This window comes from Synergistaceae bacterium, assembly GCA_021372895.1.
Taxonomy (GTDB): domain Bacteria; phylum Synergistota; class Synergistia; order Synergistales; family Synergistaceae; genus JAJFTP01.
Genome location: JAJFTP010000096.1, coordinates 1 through 11219, shown reverse-complemented (window position 1 = coordinate 11219; position 11219 = coordinate 1). Strand labels below are relative to the sequence as shown.

Here is an 11219-nt window from a genome sequence, read left to right as displayed (position 1 = left end):
ACGCGTTACTCACCCGTCCGCCACTAGAGTATATCAAAAGCAAGCTCCCTCTATACTCCCGTTCGACTTGCATGTGTTAAGCACGCCGCCAGCGTTCGTCCTGAGCCAGGATCAAACTCTCCGTTTGATTCCGGTGTGCTTCCATGTCTCGGTATCCTTACTCACCTTGACATGTCTCAGTCGCTAGCTTTTCATTTACTTCAGGTCCGCTTACGCTTCCGCCTGCCGGGGGGGCCGGCTTCCACTCGCGCTTCCTGTCCGATGAACGTCTTGCAACGCCCTTCGCTCTTTTGCTTTGCCCTTTATCCCTTTGTCATGGTGCCCGCTCTCATGCGAACTGCTCCGCAGAGTGCAAAAGATATTCTATATAGAATCCCCTCTGCTGTCAACAAATACAATTTGTCAATATTTATAGATTTAATGCAGCTGTTGTATATAATTAGAAACTTAAATTGAAATATAGTAGCTAAGGTAAAATACATGGCTTACAAATAAAAACAGAGGGATCCTTTTACGCAGAAGATCCCTCCGTTTTTATCTAAAAAAACTTTTTGAGCTTTTGAATTTCAGCAAATATCGCCGGTTAACAACTCTAATTTTCGGCTTCTTCGCTTATGTCGAGTTTCAGGATCCCCTCTTCGAGCAGAGCTTCCACTGAATCTTCGAGGCTTGGCACATCATCATCATCATGGATAGGTTTATCGAGTAAGCCCAGACCTTCCGCTACTTTGCGAAGGACTTCTTTCGTCACCTCATCCATCAGCTCGGGATGTTCCATAAAATATGCAGCTACACTTTCTTTGCCCTGCCCCAGCGTCTCGCCCTTGTACGCGAGCCACGAGCCCTTACGCTTTACAACTTCACTATCTATCGCCATGTCCAGCACAGACATAGCTTTGGGTACACCCTTGCCGTAGATGAGCGTTGCATGCGCCGTCCGGAAAGGCGGAGCCTGTTTGTTCTTTACAACTTTTATCCAGAGTTCATGGCCTACTACGGTATCTCCCTGTGTAAGCTGTTTGCCGCGTTTTACCTCTATGCGGACAGAGCTATAGAACTTCAGTGCACGTCCTCCTGTGGTAGTCTCAGTAGGACCGCCTCCATAACCGGTGCTTATCTGTGCTCTGAGCTGGTTTATAAAGATGACGGTCGTGTTGCTTTTGGAGATTGCAGCGGTAAGCCTCCTAAGGGCGTATGACATAAGGCGCGCATGAAGCCCCATCTGGGTACTGCCTTCCCCCATCTTGCCATCAATCTCGGCCTGAGGTGTCAAAGCTGCCACAGAATCTATAACCACCAGGTCAAGTGCTCCGCTACGAACAAGAGTGTCAAGTATATAAAACGCCTGCTCCCCGCTATCGGGCTGAGAAAGGTACAGGTTTGCAGTATCAACTCCTAGGGAAGCCGCAAGGCGCGGGTCAAGTGCGTGTTCTGCGTCAATGAATGCGGCAATACCCCCTGCCGCCTGAGCCTCAGCAAGGATGTGAAGCGCTATCGTGGTCTTACCGCCACCCTCTGGACCAAATATCTCAACAACGCGCCCGCGCGGCACTCCGCCGATACCCAAGGCAACATCGAGAGGCAGGATGCCGGTCGAGATAACTTCAACAGCGTGCTGGACTTCATCACCAAGGCGCATTATAGCTCCGTCACCAAATTTTCCTCTTATCTCTCCAAGTGCCTGTTCAAGGATATCCTCTCTGGTCACTGCTGCTTTTTTTGCCATGTGTCTACCTCCCGCTTATATTTGTTACTAATTGATTTCATTTAATTATAACAGTATGTTATATTTTGAAAAGCCCCAAAGGCGTGTATCGCGGACCTGACGACGACAGTATGCTCCTCATTATAAACATCTCTTCCACCGTCCATTGCTCTAACATCAGCACATCAGATTCCATGGCTTTTTTTGCTGAATCCGGGATCGGCATCGTGGAGTTGCGACGCCCCAGTGTAATGTGCGGACTGTATGGGCGCTCTTCTTTAGGTATCCCGGCGCGATATGCCGCGTTCTCTACGTTTCTCTGAAGTTCTTTAAGCCTGGGGATGTCTCCTTCTATGCCTGTCCATATAACCCTCGGTTTGGCAAGATCCGGAAAACCGCCGATTCCATCGATCGATATGGAGAACGGTCCTTTGTGTTTAATAAGCCGAAGGTTATCAGAGAGAAGATTTAAGGTATCAGGCAATATCTCTCCGCAGAACTTTAGAGTGATATGCATTATATCCGGATCTGTCCAGCGCACTTCATGCAATTCGCGCCTGCGGGAATCTATCCAGCCCGCGAGAATTTTACGATGGTCATCAGGAATTTTTATACAGATAAATGTGCGGATGAGAACTCCGGCTTGCAAAGAAGCATTTCCTCCCATCTCAGAACATGTTCTCTGTTAAATATAAAAGTGCTTCTCTGACGGTTGCGTTGCGTATATCTCTCCTGCTCCCGGAAAAATGCCTTACAAACGCACCCTCTTCTTTATCAGAAGCGTATCCGAACCAGACCGTACCGACAGGTTTTTCCAAACTTCCTCCGTCAGGCCCTGCAATGCCAGTAACGCTCATGGCAACATCTGAGCAGTAAAGCCTGCGGGTTCCTGATGCCATCTGGACAGCGCACTCAAAACTGACAGCTCCATGTTTAGCAAGTACATCTCCGCTGACCCCAAGAATATTCTGTTTTGCGCTGTTACAGTAGACGACCGCGGATCCCAGAAAAACTTTCGACGACCCCGCAATATCTGTAACAGTCGCACCGATGAGCCCTCCCGTACATGACTCGGCAAATGCGATTTTTATTTTCTTTGCCGACGCATATGTGACGAGTTTCTCCGCCAGTTCAAACACCTCCCGGTTCATCGGCCGATCAACCCATATATGACTTGCATTCCGCCCTCAAAGAAGACCCAGTGTATCCCTCTGAGCAGCAGGTTAACAATGATCCCGCCTATGACATCGTCAGCCATTATCCCTATGCCGCCAGGAAGTTTTTCCATCTGACTTACCGGAAATGGCTTGGTAATGTCGATTATCCTGAACAGAAAGAGTGCGACTATGGCATAGGTAAGATCAAAACCCCAGCATGCTACCCAAAAGCCTACGACCTCATCTATGACAATTTCTCCCGGATCTGCGCGCCCTACGGCCTTCTCATATTTATCCGCGGCAAATATGCCTGTCACAGCTACAGCGGCGATCACCCACAGTGATAGTCCGCCGCATAAAAGCCATATAACACACGCCGCCATTGACCCAAGAGTCCCAGGCATTTTGCTGAATCTGCCTAGTGTGCCAAATGTCGCTATAATTCCATACCATGTCCTCATCTCAGGGATAAGTATCATCTGACTACCTCTTCTCCAACCATATCATGCGGCATCGCTTCGGTCATGCATACCTTTATAATGTCCCCTTCCTTAACATCTGTCCTGATGTTACGTATCTCGATAAGACCGTCAACTTCAGGCGCTTCGCGAAAACTGCGCCCTTCGGCAAATCCGTCGGCAATATCCACATTTTCAACCAAGACGTCCATTTCTCTTCCGATAAAGAGCTGCTGGCGCTCAAAAGAGATCTCCTCCTGCAGCGCCATTAGCATTCCAAGCCTCTTCTTCTTTGTAGCGTCCGAGACCTGCCCTGCCATCAGAGCAGCTTTAGTGCCTTCTTCAGGGTAAAAAGAAAATGCCCCCATACGATCAAAACGAACGTTCTCAACAAATTTCATCATGTTGTTGAAATGACTTTTTTTCTCTCCAGGGAAGCCGACCATAAGCGTAGTGCGAAGTGCAAAGTCAGAGTCTATGTCCCTTGCTGTCTTAAATAAAGAGATGAGTTCATCTTCGTTAATTCCTCGGTTCATCGCAGCAAGTATACGTCTGTCACCATGCTGCACCGGTATATCAAGATATGGGAGTATCTGCCTTCCATTTGCGACGCGCTCCAGCAGCTTCGGCGTCACGCGGCTCGGATGCAGATAAAGGAGGCGTATCCATATATCGCGCGGCAGTGATGATTCCAGCGTATCCAGCAGATCTATAAGACTGCTTCTGCGGCGCCCTTCGTCAGTTCCATAAGCCGTGAGGTCCTGCCCTATGACGCAGAGCTCTTTTGCGCCTTCCCGTACAAGCTGCTCAGCCTCGCGTATTATTGTATCCATCGAAAGACTGCGCAGTCCGCCGCGTATGCTTGGGATCATGCAATATGCACAGTTATTATCGCAGCCTTCGCTTATTTTGAGATATCTTGTGAATTTTGAAGTTGAAGGAAGGGATAAACGGCATCTTCCGTCGGCCGGAGAACCACCAAGGCTCCGCACCACCTCGCCCCAGCTCTCACTTTGTGCCCAGAAATCAATTCCCGGCATCTCTTTGACAAGATCTCCGTCGTATCTGTTCACAAGACAGCCGACAACACCGACTTTTTTGAGTTTCCCTTCAAGCTTGAGCTGTTCAAGGTCCAGTATGGCTTCTACGCTCTCTTCAACTGCCGGACGAATAAAGCCACAGGTGTTCACGATGCCGACATCTGCGGATTCAACATTGTCAACGATTTCATGGCCGGCACGACAAAGCTCCCCTGCAAGACATTCGCTGTCAACTCTGTTTTTAGGACAGCCAAGGCTAAGGCAATATATCTTCATCTGTACAGGAGTGGCGAATCTTCGCTTACAGGCTTATTCAGCATATACAGGCTAAGCCCCTGGTCAGTAAGACCGGCCGCAATGCCGAGTGACATTCTTATGCGTGCCTGATAGGGGTTAAGCCTTCCTCCCGACATTACGCCCATTTCAATAAGTTTATAGTAACCGCCCTCAAAATGATTCGTCTCCTGTACATGCCCCAGAAAACAGCGCGAGACTATTGCGACCGGGATCCTGCGACGAAGGATGTTGCGAAGATGAGGGATCCACGTAGGAGAAATATTTCCAGTTCCAAAACCAGCCAGTATAAAACCCTGATGCTCTCTGCTGTCGGCAAGCATAGAAATTATGCGCTCCCCGCCCCCGATCGAAGCCCACAAAATATCGACCAATGCCGGATTCTGCGGCCTGTGTGCCAGGAACTCGGGCCGACGTACAGATCTAAAAAATTTAATTTCATCATTGAGCATCTTTCCGAGTGAACCTTTTTCGGGAGACTGGAAGATGTTGTCCTCACTTGTAGGGTCTACCATAACCACCTCGGACGCGGCAAAAAGTTCCCCGCTTGAACAGACAAGCACACCCTTGCCATGCGCATCAGGTGAGAGCGCCGCCAACACGGAACAGCGGAGGTTCATAAGCCCCTCCTTGACCCCAGCGCGGCCCTGAACCATGAGGTTTGCAAATATAACCGGCTGCGGATGCTGCCAGAGAAGATCCGCTATGTATGCCATCTCCTCCATAACGCCGCTTCCGGAGATTATAATTATGCCGGTGTATCCATCTTCAATAAGGGTCTCAAACATATTTGCCATTTCAACTGTAAGCTGCATAGAATAATGGCTGCTAGGCTGACAGCTCCACTTTATGAGCTTACAGCATAAAACAAGTTCTTCAGGCAGATAGTTCAAGAGAGAGCATGGATCTGCATTTTCTTCTTCGCCCGAGAAATTCCCGGCAATCACAAGAGCAAGTTTCGGAGCAGGTTCCAAGCGAATTCCTCCATCCAGAATATGAAAGGTAAATACAAGCCTCTCTGATGGTGCATTTTAGCGCAAACCGCCTCTTGTTACAAATATGAACAGGCAAATAACAGGTAGACTTTTGCGCTATTTCCGTTTATCTTTATCAGTGGGATGTTGAGATCTTATAAAAGTTAGCCTGTAGACCGGACTCCCTATCTCTTCGCCGTTCGGGATAATATTGTTGATTTTTGTTAAAAATACTGGAGGAAATATTTTTGGAAATTTTTTCTGCACTTATAACAAGCGCATCGGGACTTTTTTCTTCTCTTATCGTCTGGCTTGTCGCGGTAGTAGGGCAAATGGGCTATCCAGGCATTATCGGGCTTATGTTTCTTGAGTCCTCCTTTTTTCCGTTTCCAAGCGAAGTAGTAGTCCCGCCTGCCGGTTATCTTGCATGGAGGGGAGAAATGAACCTTATCCTTGTAATATTATCCGGTATTGCCGGAAGCATGCTCGGTGCGCTTTTCAACTATTGGATAGCACTGAAATGGGGGCGGCCTATATTTGAGAAATACGGCAAATACTTCTTTGTGACGAACGAGTCACTCGACAAAGCAGAAGTATTCTTTGCCAGGCACGGACACATCAGCACCTTCACCGGCAGGCTGATACCTGTTATCAGACAGTACATATCCCTGCCCGCAGGGCTTGCCAGGATGCCTATGCGACAGTTCTGCACATATACTGCCCTCGGCTCCGGCATTTGGGTCGTCATACTCGCCCTCACAGGATACTTCCTGGGCAGCAATCAGGAGCTTATACATCAGGAAATCAAGAAAATTTCATTTTTCCTTGTGACCGGATCTATTGCTTTAACTGCCGTGTACATTTGGAGATATAAGAAGAAGCGGATAAATAACGACTGACCTTTTCAAATACAGAGCAGGGGTGCGTATATGTACTATAAAATAGGCAGGCAACTCGAAGAGATAACACAGGACAAAATCACTAAGAATGGACCTTTTATCGCAGTGCTCTCATCTGCTGAATATAAAGCCAAGGATCTGCCGGATGGATTTACCGCCACAATGATCCCTCGATACGAGCATATACACTCATGCAAAGCTGAAGTAATGCAGGATATATTATGCGGAACATTTTCCGTACCAAGAAAGAAACTTTCTGACAAACGTATAAGTTTTGCCTTTTGTATAAAAAAAACCGGCGTATTATTTGTTGATGATTCTGATCTCACACAATCGATAATAAAAAAAATTGCCGAAACTGTCGCCTGGAAAGAACCGTCTATCGGGCATTTTTTCTACACATTCATGGAAACGCTTATTGAAAATGACCTGGGTTACCTGGAAGCCATAGAAAACCGTTTATCAAAGCTTGAAGCTTCTGTTCTGGCAGATGAGCTTGACAGTTTTATTTACAAGATAGTCGCGATAAGAAAGGAGATCCTGGCTTGTTCTCACTATTATTCCCAGCTCACAGACATAGGGCTTGTGCTCCTTGAAGACGAAAATGAACTCTTCAGTCCATCTGCTTTGCCATTGTTTAAACTTTTTTCTGACCGTGCCCACCGTTTGCGAGAAGAGACACAGATGCTCAGGGAATATTCACTGCAGATAAGTGAAGCATACCAGACACAGATAGATATTCGTCAGAACATTGTCATGAAAGTACTGACTGTCGTTACGACTATATTTCTTCCGCTCTCGCTCCTGGCCGGATGGTACGGCATGAACTTCAAAAACATGCCCGAACTTCAGTGGCGCTATGGTTACCATCTAGTTATCTTCGTAAGTATATGCATCGTAATTTATTGCTTATGGATTTTCAAAAAGAAAAAATTCTGGTGAAAGCAACTCCGCGCTTATGGCAAAAAACACGGATCGACATGCCAAATCAAAAGGAAGTGTTAAAAATGGAAAGCACGGTCAATGATAAAACATATGTAAAAGAGGAAGGAACAGGCGTTATTTATCTTGCCGGCGGCTGTTTCTGGGGTATGGAGAAACTGATGCAGTCCATTCCCGGTGTAATACGCGTTACAAGCGGCTATGCCAACGGGCACTCAAAAGAAGAGCCTACTTACGAGATGGTCTGCACAGGTCGCACAGGATACAGGGAGACAGTGCGGGTAGAGTATAAAACAAATGAAGTCAGCCTTCACACTCTTCTATTTGCATATTTCAATGCGATAGATCCAACTATAAAGGACAGACAGGGCAATGACAGGGGAAGCCAGTATCAGACCGGGATCTATTATATAGACAGAGCATCGGAATCTATCGTAAAACATGTGGCAGATATAGAAAGGACCCGATATAAGACTTTTGCCGTTGAGATAAAACCGCTTGAGTCCTTTTATGAGGCCGAGGAATATCATCAGGATTATCTTGACAAGAATCCATGCGGATACTGTCACATCACTAAAACTGAAATAGAACAGGTCAGCAAAATAATTGTAGATCCTGCAAAATATATTAAACCGGCAGACACCAAGATAGCAGAAATGCTGACAGATCAGCAATACTCTGTAACGCAAAGGTCCGCCACAGAGCCGCCGTTTGAAAACGAATTCTGGGACCATAAAGAGCGGGGAATTTACGTTGACATAGTCACAGGCGAGCCGTTGTTTTCGTCTAAAGATAAATTTGACAGCTCATGCGGATGGCCGGCTTTTTCAAAAGGGATCGACGCAAACACACTGATCTCACTGGAAGATGATTCTTGCGGCATGAGACGCACAGAGGTAAGAAGCCGCGCCGGGAACTCACACCTGGGGCACGTGTTCCAAGGTGATCCCGATTCGCCTAACGGGACCCGTTTCTGCATTAACAGCGCGGCTTTGAGGTTTATTCCATACGATAAGATGGAAGAAAAGGGCTACGGCTATCTGCTGAAATATGTTTGATCCTTTACCGTGCCCCCATAGCAGCATCTTATCTTTGCAAACAGTTTTAAACTTTATAACGAAGTCAAGTATATACAGACATGAATATAAAGCGCGGAGTCCGGCGGCGTATGATTTATACTCCGAAAGTCCCCGCGCAGATATTATTGCAGATATGGCGTTATTGCTGTGGTTATTGCTTCAAGCCTGCTTTAAACGCCTTAACATTGAGTTCGTACAGCTTCGGCGGTACCGTATCCCTGAGGACTGACTCCCAGTCAAGGGCCTCGAGCCCCATAGCCTTGACCAAAGCTCCGAGAAGGACAACGTTCTGCGCCTTGATATTCCCAAGGCCTTTGGCAATATCGGCAGCGTTGAAAACTTTAAGTTTAGGAACTTCAGCCTGAAGCTTTTCTATGACGCCATCAGGATACTTCGCAGCGCCTGTAAGGACGGGCAGCGAGTATATCTCAAAGTTATTTACTACAAGAGTACCGCCTTTTTTCAGGTAATGCAGCCACCTCACAGCCTCAACCTTTTCAAACGCGACAAGGACATCCGCCTCACCTTCAGGCACAACAGGAGAAGCGACCTTTGTCCCAAATCTTACGTGAGTAGTGACGCTTCCGCCACGCTGTGACATCCCGTGTATCTCGGACATTTTTACATCGAAACCCTTACGCACAAGTCCCTCAGAGAGGATCTTCGACGCAAGTATTGTTCCCTGCCCACCAACTCCGACAAGCAGAATACTTTTTGTGTCGTTTGTCTTCATTTTTTACCCCTCCCTCGAGATTGCATGTTTCGGACATATTTGTGCACAGACCGTACAGCCATTGCATGATTCTCGTTCTATGTATATCTTCCCGTCGCGGAAATTGATCGCGGGACACCCTGCCTTCATACACATCTTACATTTGATGCACTTATCCTGATCCACGATACACTTCATATCAGCGCGTGCTTTGATGACATCCTTAATCAGAGCGCATGGCGACGTCGTAATAATGACAAACGGCTCAGTGGCTTCATAACCTGCTTTGATCGCCTCTTTGGTCTCATCAAGTTTATATGGGTCAATCAAACGGATATTCTGGGCCTTTACTCCGCAGGCCATACAGAGTTCTTTAAGGTCAACCTGATGTGTCGGTTCGCCCATTAATGTGCGCCCGGTCCCAGGATTCTCCTGATGACCAGTCATCGCTGTAATTCTATTGTCAAGGATATTGACCACAATAGGAGCTTTGTTGACTATTGCATCGATCAACCCGGTTATCCCTGAATGGAAGAATGTGGAGTCGCCTATGACCGCAAATACTTTCTGTTTCCTGCCGGCCTTCTCGACCGCCTTGCTGAAGCCCACTCCATTAGAGACGCTTGCACCCATACAGATGACAGAGTCAGTGACAGAAAGCGGCGGGACCATCCCAAGCGTATAGCAGCCGATATCGCCTGTGACAACAATATCCTTGTACTTGCCTGCTTCATAGAAGAAACCCCTATGCGTACATCCTGCGCAGAGTACCGGGGGACGAGGCGGCACTTCTGCATCGATTTTGTATCCGCCCTTCTCCTCACTTCCGGGAAAGAATGCGCGGCGTATGATTTCAGGCGTAAGTTCATCGATCCATGGAAGTTTTTCGCGGCCCACACAGTTTATACTAAGAGCCTTTACGAAATCTTCCAGGTATGCTTCATTCTCTTCGATGACATATAATGTCTCCACTGATGCCGCAAATTCCTTTATCTTCTTCTCAGGCAGCGGCCATGTAAATCCAAGCTTGAGGTATGATACCTCACCCCCGAAGACTTCTTTAGCATGATTGTAGGATATCCCGCTCGTTATGATACCTATATTGCCAGAACCTCGTTCGATGCGGTTCAGAGGGGTCGTTTCACTGAATTCCTTCATCGCACGAATACGATCTTCTAAAACATATTTGCGTTTCTTTGCCGAAGCAGGAGCCATGACATACTTTGCAGCATTTTTCTCATATGGCCTGACGGGAACTTCAACGCGTTCGGATGTTTCTACAAGAGTCTTGCTGTGACAAATACGCGTCGTTACGCGAAAGAGTACGGGGGTATCGAATTTCTCGGAAATATCGAACGCCTGCTTTACGTATTCAAGACATTCCTGACTGTCTGAAGGCTCAAGCATAGCGAGCTTAGCGTGTGGGGCATAATAACGGTTATCCTGCTCATTCTGCGAACTGAAAAGTCCGGGGTCATCAGCCGTCACTATTACAAGCCCGCCATTTACGCCTGTATATGCAAGCGTAAAGAGGGGGTCGGCAGCAACATTAAGTCCGACGTGTTTCATCGCAGCCAGAGCACGCGCACCTGCAATAGAGGCGCCTGCGGCAACCTCAAGCGCTACCTTTTCGTTAGTAGACCACTCTGAATATACCTCTTTGTACATGGCAAGGTTTTCGAGTATCTCGGTCGAAGGTGTACCCGGATACGCAGCTGCAACGTGTAGCCCTGCCTCCCACGCTCCTCTTGCTATAGCCTCATTGCCTGTCAGTATCATTTTCATTTACGTGCCCCCTTTTAAAAAAATCCCGACTCCGGCTCTTGAAGCCTAAATCGGGAAATGAATATCAACTTATTGATGCATATTTCAATTTTAGTTTTCTTCGCGGGCTATGGCTTCGTCTTCATCCAAAGGTCCGGCCAATATCCATGCAGCAACGTCAAAATGGGCAAGACC

The 11219-nt window shown here is 47.4% G+C and carries 11 protein-coding genes and 1 rRNA gene; 3 read left to right on the top strand and 9 right to left on the bottom strand.

From position 1 onward, the window contains the following. The 7 genes from LLF78_08665 to LLF78_08635 form a co-directional block, all read right to left on the bottom strand. Nucleotides 1-127, bottom strand: a 16S ribosomal RNA gene (locus LLF78_08665); the annotation flags it as partial. Nucleotides 128-592: 465 nt separating this feature from the next. Then, the gene (gene recA, locus LLF78_08660) at nucleotides 593-1726 is read right to left on the bottom strand and encodes a recombinase RecA (protein ID MCE5202565.1); all 1134 of its coding nucleotides are present in this window, start codon (nucleotides 1724-1726) and stop codon (nucleotides 593-595) included. A 58-nt stretch (nucleotides 1727-1784) separates the two neighbouring features. Continuing rightward, nucleotides 1785-2354, bottom strand: a complete 570-nt coding sequence (thpR, locus tag LLF78_08655) for an RNA 2',3'-cyclic phosphodiesterase (protein ID MCE5202564.1) — start codon at nucleotides 2352-2354, stop codon at nucleotides 1785-1787. A gap of 19 nt (nucleotides 2355-2373) precedes the next feature. After that, nucleotides 2374-2856 (bottom strand): CinA family protein, encoded by a 483-nt coding sequence (locus tag LLF78_08650; GenBank protein MCE5202563.1) that lies wholly within the window; start codon nucleotides 2854-2856, stop codon nucleotides 2374-2376. Beyond that, nucleotides 2853-3341 carry a phosphatidylglycerophosphatase A gene (locus LLF78_08645; GenBank protein MCE5202562.1) on the bottom strand — a complete coding sequence of 163 codons (489 nt, stop codon included), beginning with the start codon at nucleotides 3339-3341 and terminating at the stop codon, nucleotides 2853-2855. The genes LLF78_08650 and LLF78_08645 overlap by 4 nt, the downstream gene beginning before the upstream one ends. Continuing rightward, nucleotides 3338-4636: a 30S ribosomal protein S12 methylthiotransferase RimO gene (rimO, locus tag LLF78_08640; GenBank protein MCE5202561.1), complete on the bottom strand. Its 1299-nt coding sequence runs from the start codon at nucleotides 4634-4636 to the stop codon at nucleotides 3338-3340. Before rimO ends, LLF78_08645 begins: the two co-directional genes overlap by 4 nt. Then, nucleotides 4633-5628 carry an asparaginase domain-containing protein gene (locus LLF78_08635; GenBank protein ID MCE5202560.1) on the bottom strand — a complete coding sequence of 332 codons (996 nt, stop codon included), beginning with the start codon at nucleotides 5626-5628 and terminating at the stop codon, nucleotides 4633-4635. Before LLF78_08635 ends, rimO begins: the two co-directional genes overlap by 4 nt. A 332-nt stretch (nucleotides 5629-5960) precedes the next feature. On the opposite strand from LLF78_08635, the gene LLF78_08630 reads away from it, so the two are divergent. From LLF78_08630 to msrB, 3 genes are all read left to right on the top strand, one after another. After that, nucleotides 5961-6527 carry a DedA family protein gene (locus LLF78_08630; GenBank protein ID MCE5202559.1) on the top strand — a complete coding sequence of 189 codons (567 nt, stop codon included), beginning with the start codon at nucleotides 5961-5963 and terminating at the stop codon, nucleotides 6525-6527. A gap of 30 nt (nucleotides 6528-6557) precedes the next feature. Then, nucleotides 6558-7469: a hypothetical protein gene (locus LLF78_08625; protein ID MCE5202558.1), complete on the top strand. Its 912-nt coding sequence runs from the start codon at nucleotides 6558-6560 to the stop codon at nucleotides 7467-7469. Nucleotides 7470-7534: 65 nt separating this feature from the next. Then, nucleotides 7535-8527, top strand: coding sequence for a peptide-methionine (R)-S-oxide reductase MsrB (gene msrB, locus LLF78_08620; GenBank protein MCE5202557.1), 993 nt, complete (start codon nucleotides 7535-7537; stop codon nucleotides 8525-8527). Between the two features lie 172 nt (nucleotides 8528-8699). On the opposite strand, the gene LLF78_08615 is transcribed toward msrB, so the two are convergent. Both LLF78_08615 and iorA read right to left on the bottom strand, forming a co-directional pair. Beyond that, a complete protein-coding gene (locus LLF78_08615) occupies nucleotides 8700-9281 on the bottom strand; it encodes an indolepyruvate oxidoreductase subunit beta (protein MCE5202556.1) in 582 nt (193 codons plus the stop codon). 3 nt (nucleotides 9282-9284) lie between these two features. After that, complete coding sequence (gene iorA, locus LLF78_08610) at nucleotides 9285-11045, bottom strand: indolepyruvate ferredoxin oxidoreductase subunit alpha (protein ID MCE5202555.1); 1761 nt, start codon at nucleotides 11043-11045, stop codon at nucleotides 9285-9287. Between the last annotated feature and the right edge of the window lie 174 nt (nucleotides 11046-11219).

Coding starts and splice junctions, on each gene's coding strand:
- recA (MCE5202565.1), bottom strand. CDS start 1,726: ATGGCAAAAAAAGCAGCAGTGACCAGAGAGGATATCCTTGAACAGGCA.
- LLF78_08650 (MCE5202563.1), bottom strand. CDS start 2,856: ATGAACCGGGAGGTGTTTGAACTGGCGGAGAAACTCGTCACATATGCG.
- LLF78_08645 (MCE5202562.1), bottom strand. CDS start 3,341: ATGATACTTATCCCTGAGATGAGGACATGGTATGGAATTATAGCGACA.
- rimO (MCE5202561.1), bottom strand. CDS start 4,636: ATGAAGATATATTGCCTTAGCCTTGGCTGTCCTAAAAACAGAGTTGAC.
- LLF78_08630 (MCE5202559.1), top strand. CDS start 5,961: ATGGGCTATCCAGGCATTATCGGGCTTATGTTTCTTGAGTCCTCCTTT.
- LLF78_08625 (MCE5202558.1), top strand. CDS start 6,558: ATGTACTATAAAATAGGCAGGCAACTCGAAGAGATAACACAGGACAAA.
- msrB (MCE5202557.1), top strand. CDS start 7,535: ATGGAAAGCACGGTCAATGATAAAACATATGTAAAAGAGGAAGGAACA.
- LLF78_08615 (MCE5202556.1), bottom strand. CDS start 9,281: ATGAAGACAAACGACACAAAAAGTATTCTGCTTGTCGGAGTTGGTGGG.
- iorA (MCE5202555.1), bottom strand. CDS start 11,045: ATGAAAATGATACTGACAGGCAATGAGGCTATAGCAAGAGGAGCGTGG.